Genomic DNA, 25,360 nt, shown 5'->3' with positions numbered 1-25,360 from the left:
CCTGCCCGGGTTCGCGCTCAGATAAACGGGCGACATTTCCCGGGTCGGCTCACACTGGCAATGTGGGGGCAATAGGGTGACGGAGGCCATAACACCGGAAGCCGTGCCCACACCGTTCCCCTGCCACACAATGACGGCGGGAACGATGGAAAGGAGATCGAGATGGCTCTGAAAGCCGCCCCCGAACCCGAGGTCGAATATCTGAGGACGGACCCCGATCTGCCGCCGGTGGGCGTCGTGGACCGCACCCCGATTTCCCCGACGGCACGGATCGTCTTCATCGTCCTGGGCATTCTCGGCGGCATCGCGTGGGCGATGATCGCGTTCGTCCGCGGCGAGAACATCAGTGCCGTGTGGTTCGTGGTCGCTGCCGTCTGCACCTACCTCATCGCCTACCGCTTCTATGCGCGGCTGATCGAGAGCAGGATCGTCAAACCCCGTGACGATCTGGCGACACCGGCCGAGATTCTGGAGAACGGCAAGGATTACATGCCGACGGATCGGCGGGTGCTCTTCGGGCACCACTTCGCCGCCATCGCCGGTGCGGGACCACTCGTCGGCCCAGTACTCGCCGCGCAGATGGGCTACCTACCCGGCACCCTCTGGATCATCATCGGTGTCGTCTTCGCCGGTGCCGTGCAGGACTTCCTGGTCCTGTGGATTTCGACGAAACGGCGCGGGCGCAGCCTCGGGCAGATGGCACGGGACGAACTCGGACTGGTCGGTGGTGTCGCCGCCATGATCGGCGTGTTCGTCATCATGATCATTCTCATCGCCGTCCTGGCCCTGGTGGTCGTCAACGCGCTCGCCGAAAGCCCCTGGGGTGTCTTCTCCATCGCGATGACGATTCCGATCGCCCTCTTCATGGGCGTCTACCTGCGATACCTCCGACCCGGCAAGGTGGCGGAGGTTTCTCTCATCGGCGTGGTCCTCCTGCTCGCCGCCATCGTCGCCGGCGGCTGGGTCGCCGACACCTCCTGGGGCGCCGACTGGTTCACACTGTCCAAGGTCACCATCGCGTGGCTGATGATCGCCTACGGATTTGCGGCGTCGGTCCTGCCCGTGTGGCTTCTACTCGCACCGCGCGACTACCTGTCGACGTTCATGAAGATCGGCACGATCGTTCTTCTGGCAGTCGGAATCCTCGTCGCCCGGCCCACCATCAAGATGCCGGACGTCACCACCTTCGCGATCCAGGGAAACGGCCCCGCGTTCGCCGGATCGCTCTTCCCGTTCCTGTTCATCACGATCGCGTGCGGCGCGCTGTCCGGCTTCCATGCGCTCATCGCGTCCGGCACCACCCCCAAGTTGCTGGAGAAGGAGAAGCAGACCCGCCTCATCGGCTACGGCGGCATGCTCACCGAGTCGTTCGTCGCCATCATGGCGCTCGTCACCGCCTGCATCATCGATCAGCACCTGTACTTCGCCCTCAACGCCCCGTCCACCCTGACCGGTGGAACTCCGGAGACCGCAGCCGATTACGTGAACGGGCTCGGACTGACCAGTCCCGACATCTCCCCCGGCACCCTGTCGGAAGCCGCCGAGAACGTCGGTGAGGAATCGATCATCTCGCGCACCGGCGGTGCACCCACACTCGCCTTCGGAATGTCGGAGGTGCTGAGCCAATTCCTCGGGGGTACTGCGCTCAAATCGTTCTGGTACCACTTCGCGATCATGTTCGAAGCGTTGTTCATTCTCACCACGGTGGACGCCGGTACTCGTGTCGCCCGCTTCATGCTCTCCGATTCCCTCGGCAACTTCGGGGGACCGGCCCGCAAGTTCAAGGATCCGTCGTGGCGCGTCGGCGCCTGGGTGTGCTCGCTGGCTGTCGTCGGACTCTGGGGTGCCATCCTGCTCATGGGAGTCACCGACCCGCTCGGCGGCATCAACACACTCTTCCCGCTGTTCGGAATCGCCAACCAGCTCCTCGCTGCCATCGCCCTGACCGTGGTCCTCGCCGTCGTCATGAAGAAGGGCCTCTTCAAGTGGGCGTGGATTCCCGGGGTGCCGCTCGTCTGGGACCTGATCGTCACGATGACGGCGTCGTGGCAGAAGATCTTCTCGGGCAACACCTCCATCGGCTACTGGTCCCAGCACGCCGCTTTCAAGGACGCCAAGGAAGCCGGGAAGACGAGCTTCGGTTCGGCGAAGACACCGGATGCCATCGACGCGGTCATCCGCAACACCTTCATCCAGGGAACACTGTCGATCGTCTTCGCCGGACTGGTCCTGGTCGTGGTGGCTGCCGGACTGCTCGTGTGCATCAAGGCGTTCCGGGCCGGCGGTCTACCCACCACCGAGTCGCCCGAGCAGCAGTCCAAGATCTTCGCACCCGCCGGTTTCGTGCCCACCACCGCCGAGAAGGGGCTCGAGAAGGAATGGAACGACCTGATCGCCGAGGGCGTCGTGCGCGCGCCCGGTGCGGCCCACGCGGTCACCGGAAAGGCGCATCACCATGACGAATAGGGTTGTCGGAGCTCTCCGGACGGCTTGGTGGTGGACGGGCTCGTTGATGGGCGATCACGACTATTCCCGCTATGTCGACCACCTCCGCCGATGTCATCCCGATGCAGCCGTTCCGAGCGAACGCGAGTACTGGCGCGCCCGGTACGCCGACGCCGACGCGAATCCGGGTGCCCGTTGCTGCTGACCGCACACGGCGGCGCTGTCAGTACGATCGGCTGGACGGGCAGTCGGCACACGCGGTCAGTGCCGTCACCGGTCCGCCCTCGCGGACCGGGGCGATACGGCGGATATGTCTGTGAGACGAGGGAGGACCAACTGTGGCGGAGCAGGAAGCCCCGGCAGCGCCCGGGCAGGAGATCACCAAACCCGATCGCGGGCATCTCATCGGGCTCGGCGGTATGTGGTTGGCCAAGTGGTCGCTCGTTCTCGTTGCGATCGCGCTCGGAGCGTTGCTGTTCGGGTGGATCATCGAGAAGCTCTGGGTGATCGTCCTCCCAGTGCTCCTCGCGATCGTCGTGTGCACCGTGCTGTGGCCGCCGACGCGGGCAATGACCAAACGAGGCATTCCCCCGGCGGCCGCCGCGGCGACCACACTCGTCTTGTTCATCGCGGTGCTGGCAGGCATCATCGCCGGCATCGTGCCCTCGGTGGTCAGCCAGGCTCCTGAGCTGGCAAACAAGGCCACCGAGGGCATCAACCAGGTGCAGGACTGGTTGCAGGGTCCGCCGATCAACCTCAAGGACGACCAGATCGACGAGGGTATTCACACCATCATTGCGAAGGTCCAGGAAAGTGGAACGGTCATCGCGTCCGGCGTCTTCACCGGCGTCAGCACCGCGAGCTCACTGCTCCTCACCCTCGGCCTGGTGCTGGTTCTGTCGTTCTTCTTCATCAAGGACGGACCGCGCTTCATCCCCTGGCTCCACTCGGTGAGCGGCGGCCGGGCCGGCCGACACCTCGAAGTCGTGCTCGGCCGGATGTGGGACACCCTCGGCGGATTCATCCGAACGCAGGCGCTGGTGAGCCTCATCGACGCGGTGTTCATCGGCGCCGGACTGCTCATCCTCGGGGTGCCCCTCGCGCCGGTCCTCGCGATCCTGACCTTCATCGGTGGCTTCATCCCGATCGTCGGTGCCTTCGTCGCCGGGGCGCTCGCCGTCCTCGTCGCCTTGGTGGCCAACGGGCTCACCACCGCAGTGATCGTGCTGATCATCATCCTGGTGGTTCAGCAGATCGAGGGCAACGTGCTCCAACCGGTTCTGCAGAGCAAGAGCATGAAACTGCACGCGGTCGTGGTGCTGCTCGCCGTCACCGCGGGCGGGTCGGTATTCGGCATCGTCGGCGCCTTCCTCGCGGTGCCTACCGCCGCCGTGGCCGCCGTCGTGGTGCGCTACATCGGCGAACAGATCGACGAGAAGAGTGCCGAGGCCAACATCCCCGACGACGTCGCCGCCGACGAGGACATCGACGATGCCGAGCGGGAGGGCGTGACGATCGACGAGGCTGCCGTGGCTCCGAAAGGTATCGCTCCCAAAGCGATCACACCGCAGGCCGAGTGATCGGTGCTCAGCCCGCGATCACCTCGAGCGTCGAGCCGGTGCGTCCACGAATCACGTGGAGGCGACTGGGGATTCGCTGACGCATCTCGTCGACATGGCTGACGATACCGACCACGCGACCACCGTCCCGTAGTTCGTCGAGCACGCCCATCACCGAGTCGAGCGTATCGGCGTCGAGGGTGCCGAACCCTTCGTCGATGAACATGGTGTCGAGGACGACGCCGCCGGACTCCGCCGCGACCACGTCGGCGAGACCGAGGGCCAGCGACAGCGAGGCAAGAAACGACTCGCCGCCGGACAGCGTCTTCGCCGACCGCACGACGCCGGTGTAGTCGTCGCGGATATCGAGTCCGAGGCCACCACGACGCCCACGCGGGCCGGCCTCGTCGGTGTGGACGAACGAGTAGCGGCCAGCGGACATCCGGCTCAACCGGGCGGACGCCGACACCGCGACCTCCTCGAGCCGGGCGGCGAGCACATAGGAGCGCAGCGACATCTTGCGTGAGTTCTGACCACGACCGGCGATCACCTCGGCGAGCGCGGCCAGTTCCTCGTGTTCCGCCTGCATCGGGGCGATGGCCGCGGCAGCTCTCTCGAGCTGGCCGACGAAACGCTCGAGGTCGAGTAGTCGTCGTTCGGCCTCCGACGCCACCGCCACCGCGACGTCGACCGCCTCCGTTGCGACGTCGTGTGCCTGCTGGACGGACACCAGGTCGACCGGCGCTGCATCTGCGACGGCGGCGATCTCCGGTTCGTCGAGTATTCGGCGGGCACCCACCTCGGCATCACGGGCAGCGGTGAGTCGGGCGTCGATTTCGTCCTGTCGGGCAACGGGACGCACCGCCGCCACCGCGTCGCTCGTTCGGTCGAATCCTGCTTCGCGAGCGAGTAATTCGGCCTTCGCGGCGAGTTCCTGGGCTGAAGACTCAGCGGCTGCTCCCTCGTCCCGGGCGTCGAGCAGTTCGGACGCGGCGTCCGCCAGCACCGCGATGCGGGCGCGGCGGGCCGCGGGACTCTCGTCCTCGCCTGCGGCCTCACGCACCCGCGCCCGGATCTCCTCGAGCTGCGCGGCACCCGAGGTGATTTTCTCGGCGACGGTGGCAGCCTCGACCGCAAGATCGTGCGAACGAGTGTGCAGTTGCGTCTCACGGTCGCGGAGCTCACCGAGATGACGGGCCCGCGACGCGGCCTGCTCGCCGAGGTCGCTCGCATGGCGCAGTGCCGCCTCCGCGGAGGCGAGTTCGGCCCCGAGGTGGTCGGTGTCGCCGTCCCCGCAACGCTGGACCAGAACGTCGATTGTGCGGTCTGCCGTTGCCAGAGCCTCCGCCGCAGTGTTCACCTTCGCGGCGGCCTTCTGTTCCGCTGCGAGGGCCGCATCCTCATCTGCCTTGGTGACCGACAGTTCGGACTCCGCCGCGGGGTCGGGGTGCTCCACCGAACCGCACACCTGGCACGGTTGACCGTCCTCGAGCGTGCCCGCGAGTTCGGCGGCCATCCCCAGAATCCGGCGCTGCAGGAGCGTCAGCCAGTGTTCGCGGGCATCCTGGTGTGTTCGCCGGGCGTCGAGCACGGCGCGCTCGAGTGCGTCGCGGCGGTCACGGCACTGCCGAAGCTCTGCGGCGGCCGCGGCGGCGTCGGCCGCGCGAGCACGAACATCCTCGAGCCCCGGTAAAGACACACGAGCCTTCTCGGCCTCGTCGAGCGCTCGCTCCGCGACCCGAATGGCGCCGGGCAGCTCCTCGCGTTCGCGGGCAAGCTCCGCGCGGGTGTCGGCCAGCCCGACTTCCCGGGCGCGCAGCCGGCCGAGTTCGACTTCGAGCCGGTCCCCCACTTCCGCCTCTGCGAGCACACCGTCGAGGCGGACAATATCGTCGCGCCACGACCGGATGCAGGTTCGAAGACGTTCACGCTCTTCACTGTTCGGCGGCCACGACAATTGCTCGACCACCTCGGCGCCACCTGCCGTCGAACACAGCCGGTCTGCGATGGCGGCAACCCGCCGCGCCGCGGTCGCCGCCTTGTCGCGGGCAACGTCCGCTTCGCGGACGACGACGGCAACCGGCTCCGCCCGCCGCGCTGCGGCGACCTCGGCGGCGAGAACCGCCCGTTCCGAAGCTCCGGCCTCGTAGGCGGCGAGTTCGGCCTCTGCCCGGGCACGCCGGTTCTGGAGTTCGAGGATTCGGCGCGCCTGCGCCAGAGCATCTCGCGTCAGGGCCGCGTCCGACTTGACCTTCTCGAGGTCCTCGACGGCAACATCGCGGGTGGCGCGCGCCTCTTCCTCCAGTTTGTGCGCCCACGTGACAGGGTCTGCGTCCGCCCCGCCCTCGATACCGGCTGCCGTGGCGACCTTGGCGATCAGCACGTCGATGGAACGCTGATGCTCGTCCAGGTCATGAGCGCTCGCTCGCCGCCGATTCAGGAACCACTCCTCCGCCGTCCCGAACCGCGTGGTGTCGAACAACCGCTCGAGGAGCTGTCCGCGTTCTTCGTTGTCGGCACGCAGGAAACGGGCGAACTCACCCTGCGGAAGGAGCACCACCTGGAAGAACTGGTCGGCGCTCATCCCCATCAACCGGCCGATCTCCTCGGCGATGTCGGGGATTCGGGACAGGTGTTCTCCTCGCCCGTCCAGCCAGGTGAGAGTCGCTTTGGCGTTCTCCTTGATTGTTCCCGAACCGCGACGTTTCGGGCGTTCGAATTCGGGACTGCGGACCAGCCGGAGGCGGCGACCGGAAATGGTCACCTCGAGCGTCACCGTCGGCACGGAACCGGCCGGCGCATGGTCGGAGAGGAGCCGCTTCCCGTCCTTGCGCGCACCGGGAACGGTGCCGTACAGCGCGAAGGCCACCGCGTCGAGCACCGTGGTCTTGCCCGCACCGGTTTGCCCGTGCAACAGAAAGAGGCCGTCGGCGCCGAGTCGGTCGAAATCGACCTCGACCGAATTCGCGAACGGTCCGAACGCCTCGACTTCGAGTCGATGCAGTCTCATGCCGACTGTTCCAGCACCACGACCCCGGCCGTGTCTTCCCCGGCACGGTCGGCATGACCGAGCGCGGCCTCCACGAGGCGGACCTCGCGCGGGGACGGCTCGCTGCGCACATCGGTCAGGAAGCTGCGGGTGATCTGCACGTCGCTGCGCCCGTGTACCTTCTCGCGATACCGCAAATCCTCGGTGCCTGCCGGTCGCTGCCATTCCAGGTGGACGGCGAACGGAAATCGGGTCTGCAGAGAGCGCATGGCGTCGACGGGGCGCTGCGGATCGGTGAGGACCGCCGACACGTAGCACTCCTCCGCGTCCTGGAAATGCTCGTCTTCGAGTAACTCTGCCAAGGTGCCGGTGAGCTGTCGTAGCCCGCGGACCACGGGTAGATCCACCCGCTCGACACGGCGGAGCCCATCCGCGGCAAGGTCGACCAGGAAGACGGCCTTGCGGTGAGTGCGTTCACCGAAGGAGTACGGCAGCGGCGACCCCGAGTACCGGATGTGCTCGGCCAGCGTCTGCGGTGAGTGCAGATGGCCCAGCGCGACGTAGTCGACGTCGCCGAACGCCGACGCCGACACGGTCTCGACCCCACCGACCGAGATGGACCGCTCCGACCCTGTGGCCTCGGCCCCCACCACGAAGGCATGAGCCAGCACGACCGACCTCGTACCCGGTGCGTCGGCGGCCCTGGCGTCGAGGTCGGCGCGCACACGATCCATGGCCGCATCGAGAATGTCCGCGTGCGATCGGGCAGCGGGGACGCCGAGCTGAGTGCGGGTGATCTCCGGTTCCAGGTAGGGAATCCCGTAGAACGCGACGGGACCGTGCTCGTCGTCCAGCACGACGGGGGAGGTGATGCCGGCCACCGTGGTCATCAGGTGCAGACCGCCCGCCCGGGAGAAGGCGGCGCCCGCGCCCAGCCTCGCGGCGGAGTCGTGGTTGCCGGACGTGGCAATGATGACGGCACCGGCGTCGCGGATCTCTTCGAAACCGCGGTTGCACACCGTGACGGCGTCCGCACTGGGAATCGAGCGGTCGTACACGTCCCCGGGAACCACCACGACGTCCACCGAATACTCGCGGACCAGTGCGGCGATCGAGTCGAGCACCCGGGACTGATCGGCGAGCAGATCCACTCCGTGGAACGTGCGTCCGATGTGCCAGTCCGACGTGTGCAGGATCCTCATGTCTCGGACGGTAGAGCACGGTGCCGACAAATCCCGAACACCCCCGCCGCGTGGCGGGCAACCGATCGGGGCTGCCCGGACAGAGGGCGACGTCGTGGCTCCAATTCGTGAGGAACGGCACAATTACCGTGCAAGTCCGGTCTCCGACCGGTCACGCCAACGGCGATAGTCGACATGTTGCCGCTACTGTCGTTGTGTGTCTGCAACCCAACGTGCTCGCTCCGGGGTGCCGCTCGATCGGCAGTCGATTGTCGGGTCGGTTCCCGGTCTCCCCTGGTGGGGTGTCATTCTTCTGGCCGTCGGAGTCACCTGTCTCGGGTTCGTGGCCGATGCGGCCGGCGGGAGCGAACTCACCGCGGCGTTCTCGACGTTCTATTTCCTCGGCTGCGTCCTCGCGGTGGTGGCTGCCGGCAACGGCGCCCTCTTCACCGCCATCGTGCAACCGCCGCTGATCCTGTTCGTCGGCGTACCGCTGGGCCAGAGCCTGATCGCGGAAGAGAACAGCACAGCCCTGCGAGACCTCGCCATCAATGTCGCGTACCCGCTGGTGAACCGGTTCCCGATCATGCTGGCCGCCACGGTCGTCGTCCTGGTGATCGGCGGGCTGCGGCTCTTCCTCCTCCAGCAGCGTCGAACCGGGCCCGCCCGTACGTCGGAACGGCGCCGCACGCCTCGTTCGGTACGCGAGGGCACGCGCACACGTCGAACCGCACCGGACGCCGACGAGTCGGCCACGAGGTTGCGGCCGAGGCGTTCCGCCCGGGAGCACCCTCGCTCCTCGGCGCGGCGGGCCGACAGCCCGCCTCCGCGTCGGTCGGCGTCTTCGGGACGCCCCACTCCCCCGCCGCCGGTATCCGACAGGATCTCGCAGGCACCCCGCTCTACCCAGGTACCGCGCAGCGCACAGCCGTCCCGGTCCTCCACCGAAGCCCCGCGATCGGCACAGACACCGCGATCGACCCCGCAGCGGCCGACGGCCCGCTACCGTTCCACCGACGTGCCTGCCCACCCGATCCCTCAGGTGCGCTACCGGGACCGCTACGAACCACCGTTCGAGACGGAGCAGCCCCGCTGATTCCGGGCGGTCGGCACGGTGTCAGTGCTCCTCGGCGGTCGGCACAGTGTCAGTGCCGGGCGGCGCGAAGCTCCCGGGGAAGCGCGAAGACGAGTGTCTCGTTGGCAGTCGTGACCGGCTGGACGTCGTGGAACCCGTGTTCGGCCAGTAGGTCGATCACACCGCGCACGAGAATTTCCGGCACCGAGGCGCCTGAAGTGATGCCGACCGTGCGAACACCGTCGAGCCACGCCGGATCCACCTCACGGGCGAAGTCGACGAGGTACGACGCTTTCGCGCCGGCTCCGAGAGCCACCTCGACGAGGCGCACCGAGTTGGACGAGTTGCGGGAGCCCACCACGATCACCAGATCGCACTCGGGGGCCATCGCCTTCACCGCCACCTGACGGTTCTGGGTGGCGTAGCAGATGTCGTCGCTGGGCGGATCCTGCAGGTGGGGGAACTTCTCCCGCAGCCGCGCCACGGTCTGCATGGTCTCGTCGACGCTCAGCGTGGTCTGCGACAGCCAGATGACCTTCGACTCGTCGCGGACCGAGACGGCATCCACCGACTCGGGTCCGTCGACCAGTTGCACATGGTCTGGGGCCTCGCCGGCAGTGCCTTCCACTTCCTCGTGGCCCTCGTGGCCGATGAGGAGAATGTCGTAGTCGTCGCGGGCAAAACGTTTCGCTTCCTGGTGCACCTTGGTGACCAGTGGACACGTCGCATCGATGGTGCGGAGATTGCGGGCTGCGGCCGACTCGTGCACGGCCGGCGACACACCGTGCGCAGAGAATACGAGCAACGCACCCTCGGGCACCTCGTCGGTTTCGTCGACGAAGATCACGCCGCGCTCGGTGAGCGTTTCCACCACGTGGCGGTTGTGCACAATTTCTTTGCGGACGTAAATCGGGGCGCCGTGCTTCTCCAGCGCCTTCTCGACCGTCTCGACAGCGCGGTCGACGCCGGCGCAGTACCCACGGGGTTCGGCGAGCAGCACTCGCTTCTCACCGCTCGCATGCACTCCCGAATCTGCCGAACGTGTGATACCCACATTGAGTGGAACAGCCGAAGACATGGTTCCAGCGTACGGGTCACCCCCCGGCTAGGACACTTTCGCCGGGCCTCGGGAGGGGTACTGTGCGCGTCATCGAGTCGAGTCGTCCACGCTGTGGGCACGTCGGCTACCCAAACGTGCCGATGTCAGGCAGGCTGTGAGCATGATTCGTCCCCCGTTCGTGGCGCGCGTCGCCGCTGGAATCGCCGTGACGGCCGTCGAAGAAGCCAGGAGGCTGCCCACGACGGCGGTCACTCTGCCGATGACTGCGGTCAGCCAGGTGCTGCAGACCACGATGCGTGTCCAGCAGACCATGACGGCGCTGGCCATCAAGGGTGACCAGGCTTTTGCCCTCATCCACTGGTCGCACGACGAAGAGCAGCCGTCCTGGGCGGTGTTCGACGAGGACACCGACGGAGAACCCGACATCGAGGACGCGCCGGACGATCGTCCCGCCGGGCCCGGCCGCTTCGCGCTGTACTCCCTCAGCCCTCAGGGTGACGACCTCGCAGAGAAGTCCACCGCCCCCACCGGCCCGAAGGCTCCGAGTACCAACGGTGTGGCGAAGACCACGACCCCGAAGCCCGCCTCCGCAGTCGCCGAACCCGAGATCGCCGCCTACCTCGACTATTCGTCGCTGACCCTTGCCCAGTTGCGGGCCCGCCTGCGCTCGCTGTCCGTCGAGGACCTGACAGCGCTGCTGGACTACGAGACGGCAACCCTTGCCAGGGCACCCTTCCTGACCATGCTGACCAATCGCATCACCACCGCCAAGGCCAAGTGACTTCCGCCCAGTCCCGCGCAGCCAGTACAGCACCGAGTACCGCCGACAAACCGTGGCCGGTTCGCACCGTCTCGGCCAAGGTCGCACAGTGGATCGACCGGCTCGGGAGTGTGTGGGTCGAGGGTCAGATCACCCAGATCAATGCCCGTCCCGGTACCCGGACGGCGTTTCTCGTGCTGCGCGATCCGTCCGTCGACATGTCCCTCTCCGTGACGTGCTCACCTCAGCTGTTGCAGAACTCCCCTGTCCCCCTCACCGAGGGCAGTCGGGTGGTGATGTTCGGGAAGTTGTCGTTCTACACCGGCCGCGGATCGGTGTCGCTGCGAGTGACCGAGATCCGCGCGGTCGGAATCGGCGAACTCCTCGCCCGAATCGAGAGGCTGCGCGCGCTTCTGGCTGCGGAGGGCCTGTTCGACCCCCGGCTCAAGCGCCCGCTGCCCTTCCTTCCCGGGACCGTCGGCCTGATCACCGGCCGAGCAAGCGCCGCCGAGCACGATGTCCTCAGCGTGGCGCAGCGCCGCTGGCCGGCCGTCCGGTTCGAGATTCGTAACACCCCGGTGCAGGGCGTCACCGCAGTGCCGCAGATTCTCGACGCGTTGAAGGAACTCGACGCCGATCCGCACGTGGATGTGATCATTCTGGCCCGCGGCGGCGGAAGCGTGGAGGACCTGCTGCCGTTCTCCGACGAGACCCTCTGCCGGGCGATCGTCGCGTGCACCACCCCGATCGTCAGTGCCATCGGACACGAGCCCGACAGCCCGCTCAGCGATCACGTCGCCGATCTGCGCGCCGCTACCCCCACGGACGCCGCCAAACGGGTGGTCCCGGACGCTGTCGCCGAGCAAGCGCTGGTCAGCGAGCTGCGCTCACGCAGTGCGGCGGCGCTCCGGAACTGGGTACAGCGCGAATCCCACCTGATCTCCCAGCTGCGGAGCCGGCCGGTGCTCGCCGATCCGGTGCGCGCTCTCGACGAGCGGGGCGACGAGGTCGAGCGACTGCGCGAGGCGGGCCGCCGCGACATCGCCAGGGCAATCGCCGCCGAGAGCACCACGATCGAGCACCTGCGGGCACGGTTGACCACCCTCGGACCCGCGGCCACGCTCGCCCGCGGCTATTCCGTCGTTCAGCGGATCGTGCCCGACGGCGATCCCGAGGTACTGCGTTCGGTCGACGACGCCCCGCCGGGCACCCAGATTCGCGTTCGAGTCGCCGACGGCGCAATCCGTGCCGCGGTGATGGGAAAGGACAAGTAGGACATGAGCAACACCGGGAACGACACCGACATCGCGGAGCTCGGTTACGAGGCGGCACGTGACGAACTCGTCGACGTGGTCAAGGTGCTCGAACAAGGCGGCCTCGACCTCGACGCGTCACTCGCCCTGTGGGAGCGCGGGGAGGCTCTCGCAAAGCGGTGCGAGGAGCACCTCGCAGGAGCCCGCAAACGCGTCGAGACCGCGCTCGCGCACGCCGACGACGAGAGCTGACGAATCGGCTGCGATCAAGCCGGGAGGATCGGGGCTTCGGCCGCGGCCGCGGTGAGCTGCTCGAACGCCTCTTCGGAGGCGCTGCCCGTGACGAGGAGCCGGACGTCGCCGAAGTCGGAGACCCAGATCGGTTCGACTCCCTCACCGCCGTACACGATCCACGTGTGACCTGCGATATCTTCCGTACCGGTCGCCCTCCGCGGACCACCGGCCACGAAGGGCACCAGCACGGTTTCGAGCGCGTTGCTCTGCGTCAGCTGGATGTACCGACCGGCCGGCGTGATGAAGCCGACGGTGCTGGAGTCGCCGCCGCCGTCACCACTGACGATGCTGCGGCTCCCCGAGTTGGGTGTCCAGCCCTCGGGCGTCTCCGGCTGCCGAACCGGGAACGGAAGGTCGTTCGCGTCGTACTTCAGCGCAGCGTCGATGTCGAAGCTGGGAATCGGCCCGGTCGTGGGACCGCCGGGGCTGAACGTGCACTGGCTGGCGATACCGGCGATCAGCACGCAGAACAGGACAAGGGGTACGAGCGACCACACCATGTCGCGGTTGTTGTGCAGGATGCGCGGTTTATCGGATGCCACGCACACCAGTATCCAGGGTCCGCCCCCGAACGACGATTCTCGGTCCCCGATATGTCGCCCCAGCAACGCACGTCACACAACTTTCTGGGAGAATCAGCCCTGAGATTCACTCGACAGTCGGCGGCCGACAGGCCGACCGGCACAGCGTCGACGTACAACGTCGACCGGAACTGCATCAGGAGGCACTGCCCATGACGGCCAGCACCACATCGAGACGCCGCGAGGCCCCGGACCGAAACCTTGCTCTCGAATTGGTCCGAGTCACCGAGGCTGGTGCAATGGCTGCCGGTCGCTGGGTCGGCCGTGGCGACAAGGAGGGTGGCGACGGAGCCGCCGTCGACGCCATGCGTCAGCTCGTGCACAGCGTCTCCATGCGCGGCGTCGTCGTCATCGGCGAGGGCGAAAAGGACGAGGCGCCGATGCTGTTCAACGGCGAAGAGGTCGGCAACGGCGACGGCCCCGACTGCGACTTCGCGGTCGACCCCGTCGACGGCACCACACTGATGTCCAAGGGCATGCCCAACGCCATCTCCGTCCTTGCTGTCGCAGAGCGCGGCGCCATGTTCGACCCGTCGGCCGTGTTCTACATGGAGAAGATCGCGGTCGGCCCCGACGCCGCCGACGTCATCGACATCACCGCGCCGGTGGCCGAGAACATCAAGAGGGTCGCGAAGGTCCGCAAGGCTTCGGTCTCGGACATCACCGTGTGCATCCTCGACCGTCCCCGGCACGCCGAACTCATCCACGAGGTCCGTCAGACCGGCGCCCGGATCCGCCTGATCTCGGACGGTGACGTGGCAGGCGCCATCGCCGCGGCCCGGCCCGAGTCCGGCACCGACATCCTCCTCGGCACCGGCGGTACGCCGGAGGGCATCATCGCCGCCGCGGCCATGCGCTGTATGGGTGGTTCGCTGCAGGGCAGGCTCTCTCCCACCGACGACGCCGAGCGCCAGAAGGCCATCGACGCCGGTCACGACCTCGACCGCGTGCTGACCACCGAAGACCTGGTGTCCGGCGAGAACGTCTTCTTCTGCGCCACCGGTGTCACCGACGGCGACCTGCTGCGTGGTGTCCGCTACTACGGTGGCGGCGCGTCCACCCAGTCCATCGTGATGCGATCCAAGTCGGGAACCGTCCGCATGATCGACGCGTACCACCGCCTCGAGAAGCTTCGTGAGTACTCGTCCGTCGACTTCGACGGTGAGGACGGGGCGGTTCCGCCGTCCTTCTGAGCGCCTTCGCCGCCCGTGCGCCTTTCTGGTAGCTCCTGCAACCACAACGGCGCACGGGCGCGCAGCGTCCGGAAGTGGCAATGTTTGACCCATGACGGAGAGCAACGAGCAGCAGTACCGGATCGAACACGACACCATGGGTGAGGTGCGGGTCCCCGTGGACGCGCTGTGGCGCGCGCAGACGCAGCGCGCCGTCGAGAACTTCCCGATCAGTGGTCGAGGTCTCGAACGCACCCAGATCCGCGCCATGGGCCTCCTGAAGGCGGCGTGCGCGCAGGTCAACAAGGACCTGGGGCTCCTCGATCCCGAGAAGGCCGACGCGATCATCGCAGCGGCAGGTGAGATCGCCGAAGGCAAGCACGACGACCAGTTCCCCATCGACGTCTTCCAGACGGGCTCCGGAACCAGCTCCAACATGAACGCCAACGAGGTGATCGCCTCGATCGCCGCCGCAGCGGGTGTCGTCGTCCACCCCAATGACGACGTCAACATGTCGCAGTCGTCGAACGACACCTTCCCCACCGCCACTCATGTGGCCGCGACCGAGGCGGCGGTGAAGAACCTGATCCCGGCCCTCGACCACCTCCGGTTGGCCCTTCTCGACAAGTCCACCGAGTGGAAGACGGTCGTGAAGTCGGGACGCACCCATCTCATGGATGCAGTCCCGGTGACGCTGGGTCAGGAGTTCGGGGGGTACGCCCGGCAGATGGAAGCCGGCATGGAACGCATCGTGGCGTGTCTTCCACGGCTCGGCGAACTGCCCATCGGCGGCACCGCGGTCGGCACCGGCCTGAACGCCCCGGACGGTTTCGGACCCAAAGTGGTGGCCGAACTGGTCAAGGCGACGGGCATCGACGCGCTCACGCCGGCGAAGAACAGTTTCGAGGCGCAGGCGGCGCGAGACGGTCTCGTCGAGGCGTCCGGGGCGATGCGCACCATTGCTGTATCCCTCACCAAGATCGCCAACGACATCCGCTGGATGGGTTCGGGTCCGCTCACCGGTTTGGGCGAGATTCGGCTTCCCGACCTGCAGCCCGGAAGTTCGATCATGCCCGGCAAGGTCAATCCGGTTCTCCCGGAGGCCGCCACCCAGGTGGCTGCCCAGGTAGTCGGCAACGATGCCGCCGTCGCCTGGGGTGGGGCTGCGGGCGCATTCGAGTTGAACGTCTACATCCCGATGATGGCCCGGAACGTTCTCGAATCGTTCACCCTTCTCGCCAACGTCACGCGGCTGTTCGCCGACCGGTGTGTCGCGGGCCTGGTAGCCAATACCGATCACCTCAGGACCCTCGCCGAGTCTTCGCCGTCCATCGTCACGCCCCTGAACTCGGCGATCGGATACGAGGAGGCGGCCGCCGTTGCCAAGCAGGCCTTGAAGGAGAAGAAGACGATCCGGGAGACCGTCGTCGACCGCGGTTTGATCGGTGACAAACTCAGCGAGGAGGAGCTGGACAAGCGTCTCGACGTGCTCGCCATGGCGAAGGTCAAGGACTGACCTCCAGCCAGACATGACGATGGCCCGCACTCCTCGGAGTGCGGGCCACCTTCGTTACCGTTCCCTACAGCAGTGCGGACAGTTCCTCGCGGGCCTTCTCGCCCTCGGTCCCGAGGTCGGAGCGGCCGGCGATGTTCCACGCCGCGAGAAGCGGTGCGAACACCTTCTCGCGCTGGTGTGCGGGATCGTAGATGCCGGCTTCGGCGAGCACCGCAGTGCTGTTCTTCCCACCGGGCAACTCCACGCTCGGCACGTCGAATGCGTCGATCCGCGAGGCGATGGCGCGCACCATCTGTTCGGGCGCCACTGCGAACGCGGCTTCGACGACGTTGCGGTAGAACACCGACTGCAGTTCGTCGTCGGCGGCCAGCCGCGTTTCGATCGACGCCACCAGCGGGTCCTCGGCGAGGGCGGCGGTGTTCTGGTGCCGGACGGCCGCGGCCTTCTCTTCGAATGCCGAGTTGGCGAGCATCTCGAGCAGGTGCATCGGCGGCATGGCGTATCCACGCACCATCTCGTCCATCCGAGCGCGCTCGAGTGCGACAGGATCGACCGCGCGGGTCACCATCAGATAGTTCCGGAGCACGATGGAGTGCCGGTTCTCCTCTGCGGTCCAGCGGCCGACCCAACGCCACCACGGGCCCACCATGGCCAGGTGCTTGGCGATCTCCCGGTGGTACGCGGGCACGTTGTCGGCGACGAGAACGCCCACGGTGAGTGCAAGTGCCTCCACCTCGCTCAGGGTGGACTGATCGGCCGACCAGTCCGTGCCACCCATGAATGCGAAGTTCTTACCCTGGTCCCACGGGACCAGGTCGTGCGGCAGCCAGCCGTCGGCCTCGGCGATGTGACGAGCGAGATTCTCCTCGACCACAGGAGCCAGTTCGGTGAGAAGGTGCTTGTCCGTGAATTCAGTCGGCATTCGCATACCGTAGCGTCCGCGTGCTCGCGCAGGAATCTCGAGCACGCGGTCACCGGCTCGCCCAGCCCGGACCCGAGCCCGGATCGGCGGAAAAGCCCCAGGTCACCGAGCTTCGTGGTTACGCTGAGAGTTCCCGATTTTCGCCGGCCCGAGCAGAGGACCTCCAATGCGCAGACGTGGGAACTCGATGACACTGTTCTTCGCTGTCCTGTTGGCCGGGTCGCTCGTCACGGGGTGCACCGACAATGAGCCGTCCACCGACACCGCCAGTTCTCCCGCGTCGACAACCGCCCGGGACAAGCCGGCCAATCCCGCAACCGTCTCCGGCGTCGACATACCCGACGGCCGAGTCGACGACGCGGTCGGACGCCTGGACGACCTGGTGAAGAATCTCATGGACAGCACACACGTGCCCGGAATGGCGGTCGCGGTGGTGCACGGAGGGCGAACCGTCTATGCGAAGGGATTCGGCGTACGCGAAGAGGGCACCGACGAGATGGTGGACGCCGACACCGTCTTCCAACTGGCATCGCTGTCGAAGTCGGTGGGGTCCACGGTGGTCGCGCACGAGGTGGGGACCGGCGTGGTCGGCTGGGACACGACCGTGGTCTCGAAGCTTCCGGGTTTTGCGCTCGCAGACCCTTGGGTCACCGAGCACGTCACGGTCGGCGATCTGTACTCGCACCGCTCTGGTTTGCCGGATCACGCCGGTGACGGACTCGAGGATCTCGGCAACAACCAGCAGCAGGTACTCGACAAGCTTCGGCTCGAGCCGCTCAATCCGTTCCGTATCACGTATGAATACACCAACTTCGGGGTCACCGCCGCCGCCGAAGCGGTGGCCGCGGCATCCGAAACGGATTGGGCGACGCTGTCCGAACGGGCGATCTACCAACCACTCGGGATGGACTCGACCAGTTCCCGGTTCGCCGACTTCCAGGCGCGCAGTAACCGTGCCATCGGCCATCAGCTCGTCGACGGCAAGTACGTCGCCGACGCCGTCCGCGACCCCGACGCTCAGTCACCGGCCGGCGGCGTCAGCTCGTCCGTCAACGACATGAGCAAGTGGCTCACCATGCTCCTGGGCGACGGCATGTTCGAGGGCAAGGAAATCGTCGATTCGAAAGCCCTACTCCCCGCGGTCAGTCCGCAGATCGTATCGAGTCCCCCGAGCTCCCTCGACGCGCGTCCAGGGTTCTACGGATACGGCTTCAACGTGTCGACCACTTCTGCCGGCCGGGTCTCCCTCAGCCACTCGGGTGCCTTCCAACTCGGGGCCGCCACCAACTTCGTGGCGATCCCCTCGGCCGACGTCGCGATCGTCGCCCTGACCAACGGCTCGCCCACCGGAATTCCCGAAACCCTGACCGCAGAATTCGCCGATCTCGTCCAGTACGGCGAGATCCGCGAAGAGTGGAGGGATCTGTATTACCAAGCCATTTCCCCGATGCTCGACCCAGAGGGCAGCCTCGTCGGCAAGGACGCGCCCACCAACCCCGCTCCCGCGCAGCCACTTCCCACGTATACAGGAACGTACAACAACGCCTACTGGGGTCCGGCCGTCGTCAGCGAGAAAGACGGTCAACTCACCTTGCAACTCGGACCCGCGGGGCAGACCTTCCCACTCGAGCATTGGGACGGAAGCATTTTCACGTTCAGGCCCAGCGGCGAGAACGCCCCGCCCGGCACAGTGTCGGAGGCAACGTTCGCGGGCAACAGTCTAATTCTGGAGTACTACAACACAGATGGTCAGGGAACGTTCGTTCGCTGAACTCACTTCGAGCAGGAAGTACCATGGAACCCACTTCACAGTCTATCGATACGGTTTCACCGTCCGACACCGCCAATATTCGCGTGGTTCGCGAATTCCTCGACGCCCTCGTTGCCGGCGACCCGGATACCGCCCGCCAGTATCTGCACCCGGACATCGTGTGGCACAACGTGTCTCTGCCCAAGATTCGCGGGATAGAGTCGGTGATGCGGATACTCCGGGGGATGAGCAGGCCCGGTGTCGGGTTCGATGTCCGGTTGCATCACATCGCCGACGAAGGAACGGCAGTGCTCACCGAACGCACCGACATCCTCATCTGGAATCGGTTGCGCACCGAATTCTGGGTGTGCGGCACCTTCGAGATCGAGGACGGCAAAATCCTCGTCTGGCGCGACTACTTCAGCAACCGGGCATTCCTGTGGGGCACGCTGAAGGGACTGGTTCGAATGTTCTGATCCGGCCCGAAGCGTCCGCCCAATGTCCCATTCGGTCCAGTTCTTCTGTTCCGATGCGACATTGGGCGGACCTCGAGCTTTATCCAGGAGCTACGGCGCTTTAGCCAGGAGCTACGGCGTGGGCCCGAATTCCTCCAGCATCTCCGTCACGAGTGCTGCGATCGGCGAACGCTCACTGCGAGTCAGCGTGATGTGGGCGAACAACGGGTGGCCCTTCAGCTTCTCGATCACCGCCGCGACACCGTCATGGCGCCCGACCCGCAGGTTGTCGCGTTGAGCCACATCGTGCGTCAGAACCACGCGCGATCCTGTTCCCAGCCGGGACAGCACCGTGAGCAGAACGTTACGCTCGAGGGACTGCGCCTCGTCGACGATCACGAACGAATCGTGCAGTGACCGTCCCCGAATATGGGTGAGGGGAAGAACTTCCAGCATCCCGCGACTGATGACCTCTTCCATCACCTCGGGGCTCGCCAGGCCGTCGAGGGTGTCGAACACGGCCTGGGCCCACGGGCCCATCTTCTCACTCTCGCTGCCCGGCAGGTACCCGAGTTCCTGACCGCCCACCGCGTACAACGGCCGGAATACCACGACCTTCCGCTGAGTTCGACGCTCGAGCACTGCTTCGAGTCCCGCGGTCAACGCCAGCGCCGACTTGCCGGTTCCGGCCTTGCCGCCCAGCGACACGATGCCCACGCTGTCGTCCATGAGAAGGTCGAGGGCGATGCGCTGCTCGGCCGAGCGTCCGTGCAGGCCGAACGCTTCCCGTTCGCCTCGCACCAACTGCACCCGCTTGTCGGCGTTCACCCTGCCGAGGGCGCTCGACGAACCACCCAGAAGCCGAATTCCCGTATGACACGGCAGCTCCCGCGCCTCCTCCAGGTCGACGACACCCTCGGAGAAGAGTTCGTCGATCGACGACGACGCCACGTCGAGCTCCGCCATACCCGTCCAGCCGGAGGGAACGACGTCGTGAGCGTGGTACTCGTCAGCGGGTAAACCCACCGCCCCTGCCTTGACACGGAGCGGGATGTCCTTGCTGACCAGAACGACGTCGCTGCCCTCCGCTTCAAAATTCAGGGCGCAGGCGAGGATGCGGGAATCGTTACTGTCCGTGCGGAATCCGACCGGAAGCACTGACGGGTCGGTGTGGTTGAGCTCGACCTGCAGGGTGCCACCCTCCGTGCCGATCGGCACGGGCTGGTCGAGACGACCGTATTCCAGGCGAAGGTCGTCGAGCATGCGCAGCGATTCGCGTGCGAACCATCCCAGCTCATGGTGGTGCCGTTTCCCCTCGAGTTCACTGATGACGACGAGAGGAAGCACGACACGGTGCTCGCCGAACCTGGCGACGGCCCAGGGGTCGGACAGCAATACGGAGGTGTCCAATACGAACGTACGAACTCCCGAAGCCGAGTTCTTGCCGGAGGCTGCGGACGTACGTCCTGATCGGGCTGAGACGGAGCGTGATGCAGTCACGTGAGGCTCCTAGGTCTGCGCGGCACCCACGCAAACTCGGTTCGCTGGACCGGTCCGTCCCTGGTGTGTCAAACCACACGAGGGCCGGGCGCCGGCCCCCTCGTACTGAATGTTCCAGTCACGATCAGGACCTCCCGTACAAGCAACTTCCCCGCTGCCTGTTACTTCCGACGGTACTGCCAAACACGCCGGACGGCCGTGCGAGCGGCGGGCGTGTCGGTGAACATCGGGTTACGCGGAGAAGGCGCCTGCGGCGCCTGTGCGCCTTTCTGGTTGCTCCAGCTACCAGAAAGGCGCACGGGCGGCGGAGCCGCCTAGATGAGGCGCCAGTCCTCGAGGCCCTCGTACAGCGGGAAGTCGGCGGCCAGCTTGGTCACGCGGTCGCGCAGTGACTCGACGTCGGACGAACCGGCCAGAGCCGTACCGATGATGTCGGCGACCTCGGTGAACTGCTCGTCACCGAACCCGCGGGACGCGAGCGCGGCGGTGCCGATGCGCAGCCCGGAGGTGACCATCGGCGGGCGGGGATCGAACGGCACTGCGTTGCGGTTGACGGTGATGCCCACCTCGTGGAGAAGGTCTTCCCCCTGCTGGCCGTCGAGCTGCGAATTGCGGAGGTCGACCAGCACGAGATGCACGTCGGTGCCGCCGGTGAGGACGCTGACCCCCTTGCCGGACACGTCGGAGGCGGTCAGGCGCTCGGCGAGGATCTTCGCGCCGGTCAGTGTGCGCTGCTGACGGTCCTTGAACTCGTCGGTGCCGGCGATCTTCAGCGACACGGCCTTGGCGGCGATGGCGTGCATGAGCGGTCCACCCTGTTGTCCGGGGAAGACGGCCGAGTTGATCTTCTTCGCCCATTCCTGCTTGGCGAGAATCAGGCCGGAGCGGGGACCACCGAGGGTCTTGTGGACGGTGCTCGACACGACGTCGGCGTAGGGGACGGGCGACGGGTGCAAGCCGGCGGCCACCAGGCCGGCGAAGTGCGCCATGTCGACCCACAGGTATGCGCCGACCTCGTCGGCGATGGACCGGAATGCCGCGAAGTCCTCGTGCCGCGGGTAGGCGGACCAGCCGGCGACGATCACCTTCGGCTGCGCGGCGACAGCGATCTTGCGGACCTCGTCCATGTCGATACGGTGGTCTTCCTTGCTGACCCCGTACGACTCGACCTCGTAGAGCTTGCCGGAAAAGTTCAGCTTCATGCCGTGCGTGAGGTGGCCGCCGTGCGCCAGGTCGAGGCCGAGGAGCTTCTCACCCGGGTTCATCAGCGCCATCAAGACGGCGGCGTTGGCCTGCGCGCCCGAGTGCGGCTGGACGTTCGCGAAGTCGGCGCCGAACAGTTCCTTGGCACGAGTGCGCGCGAGGTCCTCGATGACGTCGACGTGCTCACAGCCACCGTAGTAACGGCGACCCGGGTATCCCTCGGCATACTTGTTGGTCAGCACGCTGCCCTGAGCCTGCAGCACCGCGCGGGGAACGAAGTTCTCCGAGGCGATCATTTCCAGGGTGTCGCGCTGACGGGCGAGCTCACCAGCCATGGCCTGGGCGACTTCGGGGTCGAGTTCGGCGAGGGGGGCCGTGTTGACGTCGGTACCGGGCACAGCGGTCATCGAGGAATCTCCAAGCTGGATGCGGAAACGAATGCCCCCAGTCTACGAAGAACCCGTGCGTACTTGACAACCGCCCAGTGTTAAGAAGTACTCACGGGGCGGAGGGCACTGGGAACGAGGGGTTCGTCGAGGAGCCGACGAAACCGTTCCGACCGCTCCGCGCCCACCGGGACCTCCGCCAGCCAGCTGCCGAGCAGGCGGTATCCCTCGACGTAGGTGCTGGTGTAGGCCCGCCACAGGGGCGAGGACAGGAAGCGCAGCGACTGCCGCGCCCGCTCGGGGGTCGACAGGCTCCACCGTTGCAGGAACAGGGCGACGTCGTCCGCGCTGCGGCGCTCGTCGTGCAGCATCAGCGCAGCGTCCTGGCGGACACCGAGCAGCTGACCGGACGCCGCCGACAGTCGCTGTGCCTGTTCACCGTCGAATCGCAGTCCGAGGTCGGCGTAGATTTCCTGCGCCCACAGACCCCAGTTCTCACCGACGATGGATTCGAGCGCGAGGTCGGCAAGACCCTCCGCCATGAGGCACTGCGGGGTGTTGACGAGAAACAGCGTCTGTTCCAGCTGCCCCGCGCCGACGAGTCCGGCTTCCTTACGGCAGTGCTCGGTGTGATGGCCCGGGTACGACTCGTGCGCGATGAGCCGAGGCAGATTTGCCATGTGCTGTTTCAGGTCGGAGTTGATGGCGACCGTGGAGCGGTAGTTTCCGAGGTAGTAGTTGAACCCCGACCACGGCTTGTCCCCGACCACCTCGTACTCGACGACCTCGGCTTCGGGCAGGGCGTAGTGCTCGCGCACCAGGTCGCGCAGGGCGCTCGAGAAGGCGTCGACGCAGTCCTTCAACCGGTCAGCCGGTATCTCGTCGGCGGCGCGGTGGGCATGGACCCGCTCGGTGAGTGTGCCGGTTCCGGGCAGCACGGTGTCCATCTTGCGGTGCGCCTCGCGGTACTGCTCCTCGTCGCCGCGTGTAATGCGAACGTCGAAATAGGCCTCCACCTCGTCGACGAACCCGACGTCGTCCCCGGCGAACTTCCGTCCCGAGCATTCGAGTGCCCGCAAATGGACGTCGAGGAACCGCGTCCGCTCGTCGGACAGACCCGCGGACGGCAATTCCGCACGCAGGGTTGCTGCTGTGCGTGCCAGTTCCCGCGGGTCGGGCCGCGGCGCGTTCTCGACCTTCCGGCGCAGCGCCGGGTCGCCGGTGTACGCATCGACGAATCCCTCTTCGAGCCGATCGAATCCCAGCCCGAGCAGCAGATATTCGCGAACCAACGAATCCGATTCCATGTCGATCGACCTTAGTCGGACAACCGTGTGCGTGACCCGCCGACAGCTCAGCCTGTGGCACCAAGCACAATCCGACTATGCAACCGCTACTCGCCAGCGCGACGACGACGGCCGAGATTCCGGGCGTGGACGGCTCACTCCCCCAGTCGCTCGAGTGTGAGCGGAACTGATGGCCCGGGCAAGCGAATCCAGCCCGTACGTCGAATTCGACCGGAAACAGTGGCGCACGCTGCGTAAGTCGACTCCGCTGGTGTTGACCGAGGAGGAGTTGTACGGACTCCGAGGCCTCGGCGAGCAGATCGACCTCGAAGAGGTCGCGGAGGTGTATCTTCCGCTTTCCCGTCTGATCCACCTGCAGGTGGCCGCGCGACAGCGGTTGTTCGCCGCGACCGCGACGTTCCTCGGTGAGAAGCATCCGGATCAGCAGGTGCCGTTCGTCATCGGCGTCGCGGGAAGTGTCGCGGTCGGCAAGTCGACCACGGCGCGTGTCTTGCAAGCACTGCTCGCCCGCTGGGAACATCACCCCCGCGTCGACCTGGTGACGACGGACGGCTTCCTGTACTCCACCGACGAGCTGAACCGGCGCGGGATCATGCACCGCAAGGGTTTTCCGGAGAGTTACGACCGACGCAAGCTGCTGCGGTTCGTCACCGAGGTGAAGTCGGGCGCCGAGGAGGTAGCAGCACCGGTCTATTCGCACATCTCGTACGACATCATCCCCGGCCAGTACCACTTGGTGCGCCAGCCGGACATCCTCATCATCGAGGGTTTGAACGTCCTGCAGACCGGTCCGCGTCTCATGGTCTCGGATCTGTTCGACTTTTCCATCTACGTCGATGCCCGCATCGAGGACATTGAGGCGTGGTACATCCAGCGCTTCCTGGCCCTGCGCCAGACGTCGTTCGCCAATCCGAACGCCCACTTCCACCACTATGCGAACCTGTCGGACCGCGACGCCACCGCTGCCGCTCAGGAAATCTGGCACAACATCAACCGACCGAACCTGGTGGAGAACATTCTGCCGACGCGCCCCCGCGCCACCCTCGTGCTGCGCAAGGACGCCAATCACTCGATCAACCGGCTGCGCCTGCGCAAGCTGTAACCGGGTGGTCGCTCAGACGCCGAATCTGCGATGCCGGGCCGCGTAGTCGCGCAGCGCGCGCAGAAAGTCGACCCGACGGAACTCGGGCCAGTACGCCTCGGTGAACCAGATCTCGGAGTAGGCGCTCTGCCACAACAGGAACCCCGACAGCCGCTGTTCTCCTGACGTACGAATCACGAGGTCGGGATCCGGTTGACCCGACGTATAGAGATGCCCGCCGATGCCGTCGACTGTGATCGACTTCACCAACTCGTCGCCCGACAACCCTGCGAGGAGTTTCTCGCAGAGCAGCGACTGGACGGCGTCGGCGATTTCCTGCCGGCCGCCGTAGCCGACGGCGACGTTCACATGGGTGCCGGTTCGGCCTTCGGTCCGCTCCGCCGCCTCCCGCAAGCGGCGCGACTGCTCGGCAGGCAGCAGGTCCAGCGCACCGACGATCTTGACACTCCAGTTCTTGTCCGGTCCGGAGATCTCTTCGACGACATCGGTGATGATCTCGAGAAGAGTGTCCAGTTCCTCCGCGTCCCGGCGCAGATTCTCGGTCGAGAGGAGATAGATGGTGGCCATCTCGATCCCGGCCGCATCACACCAGCCCAGCATCTCCGAGATCTTGAGGGCACCCATCCGGTGTCCGTGACTGACGTCGGTGAAGCCGTTCTCCCGGGCCCACCGCCGGTTGCCGTCGCACATCACCGCTATGTGCCGAGGGTGCTGCAGACCTTCGAGCCGCGCGAGCAACCGTCGCTCGTAGATGCTGTACAGCAGTCCTCGCACACTCACCGGGAGATCACCATGACAGCCAAGAGTACGCCGCTGCCGATCGCGATTCGCGATGGCGGTCACACGTGGT

General features: G+C 66.4%; 21 protein-coding genes. 12 read left to right on the top strand and 9 right to left on the bottom strand.

What is annotated here, in order from left to right; genetic code table 11:
* The first annotated feature begins 162 nt into the window (after positions 1-162).
* From L1080_RS03665 to L1080_RS03655, 3 genes are all read left to right on the top strand, one after another.
* Positions 163-2,466, top strand: a complete 2,304-nt coding sequence (locus tag L1080_RS03665; RefSeq protein WP_250776277.1) for a carbon starvation CstA family protein — start codon at positions 163-165, stop codon at positions 2,464-2,466.
* Positions 2,456-2,650, top strand: a complete 195-nt coding sequence (locus tag L1080_RS03660; protein ID WP_250776279.1) for a YbdD/YjiX family protein — start codon at positions 2,456-2,458, stop codon at positions 2,648-2,650. Before L1080_RS03665 ends, L1080_RS03660 begins: the two co-directional genes overlap by 11 nt.
* A 133-nt stretch (positions 2,651-2,783) precedes the next feature.
* Positions 2,784-4,025, top strand: a complete 1,242-nt coding sequence (locus L1080_RS03655; protein WP_250776281.1) for an AI-2E family transporter — start codon at positions 2,784-2,786, stop codon at positions 4,023-4,025.
* Positions 4,026-4,032: 7 nt separating this feature from the next.
* On the opposite strand, the gene L1080_RS03650 is transcribed toward L1080_RS03655, so the two are convergent.
* Both L1080_RS03650 and L1080_RS03645 read right to left on the bottom strand, forming a co-directional pair.
* The gene (locus tag L1080_RS03650) at positions 4,033-7,014 is read right to left on the bottom strand and encodes an AAA family ATPase (protein WP_250776283.1); all 2,982 of its coding nucleotides are present in this window, start codon (positions 7,012-7,014) and stop codon (positions 4,033-4,035) included.
* Positions 7,011-8,195, bottom strand: coding sequence for an exonuclease SbcCD subunit D (locus L1080_RS03645; protein ID WP_250776285.1), 1,185 nt, complete (start codon positions 8,193-8,195; stop codon positions 7,011-7,013). Before L1080_RS03645 ends, L1080_RS03650 begins: the two co-directional genes overlap by 4 nt.
* Before the next feature lie 196 nt (positions 8,196-8,391).
* On the opposite strand from L1080_RS03645, the gene L1080_RS03640 reads away from it, so the two are divergent.
* Positions 8,392-9,270, top strand: coding sequence for a DUF6542 domain-containing protein (locus L1080_RS03640; RefSeq protein ID WP_250776287.1), 879 nt, complete (start codon positions 8,392-8,394; stop codon positions 9,268-9,270).
* 49 nt (positions 9,271-9,319) lie between these two features.
* Here the strand turns inward: L1080_RS03640 and L1080_RS03635 are convergent, their stop codons facing one another.
* On the bottom strand, positions 9,320-10,327 hold the full coding sequence (locus L1080_RS03635; RefSeq protein ID WP_109332216.1) for a 4-hydroxy-3-methylbut-2-enyl diphosphate reductase: 1,008 nt from the start codon (positions 10,325-10,327) through the stop codon (positions 9,320-9,322).
* A 142-nt stretch (positions 10,328-10,469) separates the two neighbouring features.
* On the opposite strand from L1080_RS03635, the gene L1080_RS03630 reads away from it, so the two are divergent.
* The 3 genes from L1080_RS03630 to L1080_RS03620 are packed head-to-tail and all read left to right on the top strand — an operon-like array spanning position 10,470 to position 12,574.
* Positions 10,470-11,090, top strand: a complete 621-nt coding sequence (locus tag L1080_RS03630) for a lipid droplet-associated protein (RefSeq protein ID WP_109335266.1) — start codon at positions 10,470-10,472, stop codon at positions 11,088-11,090.
* Positions 11,087-12,343 (top strand): exodeoxyribonuclease VII large subunit, encoded by a 1,257-nt coding sequence (xseA, locus tag L1080_RS03625; RefSeq protein WP_250776289.1) that lies wholly within the window; start codon positions 11,087-11,089, stop codon positions 12,341-12,343. Before L1080_RS03630 ends, xseA begins: the two co-directional genes overlap by 4 nt.
* Positions 12,344-12,346: 3 nt before the next feature.
* Positions 12,347-12,574, top strand: coding sequence for an exodeoxyribonuclease VII small subunit (locus L1080_RS03620; protein ID WP_250776291.1), 228 nt, complete (start codon positions 12,347-12,349; stop codon positions 12,572-12,574).
* A gap of 14 nt (positions 12,575-12,588) precedes the next feature.
* Here L1080_RS03620 and L1080_RS03615 read toward each other — a convergent pair whose 3' ends face one another.
* A complete protein-coding gene (locus L1080_RS03615) occupies positions 12,589-13,158 on the bottom strand; it encodes a DUF4245 domain-containing protein (RefSeq protein WP_250776293.1) in 570 nt (189 codons plus the stop codon).
* Between the two features lie 191 nt (positions 13,159-13,349).
* Here L1080_RS03615 and glpX point away from each other — a divergent pair, with 191 nt between their 5' ends.
* Complete coding sequence (gene glpX / locus L1080_RS03610; protein WP_159925240.1) at positions 13,350-14,390, top strand: class II fructose-bisphosphatase; 1,041 nt, start codon at positions 13,350-13,352, stop codon at positions 14,388-14,390.
* 91 nt (positions 14,391-14,481) lie between these two features.
* Entirely contained in the window at positions 14,482-15,885 is a 1,404-nt protein-coding gene (locus L1080_RS03605) for a class II fumarate hydratase (RefSeq protein ID WP_250776295.1), read from the top strand.
* A 64-nt stretch (positions 15,886-15,949) separates the two neighbouring features.
* On the opposite strand, the gene L1080_RS03600 is transcribed toward L1080_RS03605, so the two are convergent.
* The gene (locus L1080_RS03600; RefSeq protein ID WP_208960920.1) at positions 15,950-16,807 is read right to left on the bottom strand and encodes an acyl-ACP desaturase; all 858 of its coding nucleotides are present in this window, start codon (positions 16,805-16,807) and stop codon (positions 15,950-15,952) included.
* 166 nt (positions 16,808-16,973) lie between these two features.
* On the opposite strand from L1080_RS03600, the gene L1080_RS03595 reads away from it, so the two are divergent.
* Positions 16,974-18,578 (top strand): serine hydrolase, encoded by a 1,605-nt coding sequence (locus tag L1080_RS03595; protein WP_250776297.1) that lies wholly within the window; start codon positions 16,974-16,976, stop codon positions 18,576-18,578.
* A 23-nt stretch (positions 18,579-18,601) separates the two neighbouring features.
* Entirely contained in the window at positions 18,602-19,033 is a 432-nt protein-coding gene (locus L1080_RS03590) for a limonene-1,2-epoxide hydrolase family protein (protein WP_250776299.1), read from the top strand.
* Positions 19,034-19,144: 111 nt separating this feature from the next.
* Here L1080_RS03590 and L1080_RS03585 read toward each other — a convergent pair whose 3' ends face one another.
* From L1080_RS03585 to L1080_RS03575, 3 genes are all read right to left on the bottom strand, one after another.
* On the bottom strand, positions 19,145-20,512 hold the full coding sequence (locus tag L1080_RS03585; protein WP_109332225.1) for a PhoH family protein: 1,368 nt from the start codon (positions 20,510-20,512) through the stop codon (positions 19,145-19,147).
* 314 nt (positions 20,513-20,826) lie between these two features.
* A complete protein-coding gene (glyA, locus tag L1080_RS03580) occupies positions 20,827-22,122 on the bottom strand; it encodes a serine hydroxymethyltransferase (RefSeq protein WP_159925230.1) in 1,296 nt (431 codons plus the stop codon).
* A gap of 80 nt (positions 22,123-22,202) precedes the next feature.
* Positions 22,203-23,408 carry a DUF885 domain-containing protein gene (locus L1080_RS03575; protein WP_250776301.1) on the bottom strand — a complete coding sequence of 402 codons (1,206 nt, stop codon included), beginning with the start codon at positions 23,406-23,408 and terminating at the stop codon, positions 22,203-22,205.
* Between the two features lie 169 nt (positions 23,409-23,577).
* Here L1080_RS03575 and coaA point away from each other — a divergent pair, with 169 nt between their 5' ends.
* Positions 23,578-24,510 carry a type I pantothenate kinase gene (gene coaA / locus L1080_RS03570; RefSeq protein ID WP_109332232.1) on the top strand — a complete coding sequence of 311 codons (933 nt, stop codon included), beginning with the start codon at positions 23,578-23,580 and terminating at the stop codon, positions 24,508-24,510.
* A 12-nt stretch (positions 24,511-24,522) separates the two neighbouring features.
* On the opposite strand, the gene L1080_RS03565 is transcribed toward coaA, so the two are convergent.
* The gene (locus L1080_RS03565; protein WP_159925226.1) at positions 24,523-25,290 is read right to left on the bottom strand and encodes an isoprenyl transferase; all 768 of its coding nucleotides are present in this window, start codon (positions 25,288-25,290) and stop codon (positions 24,523-24,525) included.
* Positions 25,291-25,360 lie beyond the last annotated feature (70 nt).

It is taken from the genome of Rhodococcus sp. MSC1_016 (assembly GCF_023667485.2).
Taxonomy (GTDB): domain Bacteria; phylum Actinomycetota; class Actinomycetes; order Mycobacteriales; family Mycobacteriaceae; genus Rhodococcus_F; species Rhodococcus_F oxybenzonivorans.
Note: the sequence above shows the minus strand (reverse complement) of the source record. Positions and strands in the feature narration are given on the sequence as shown.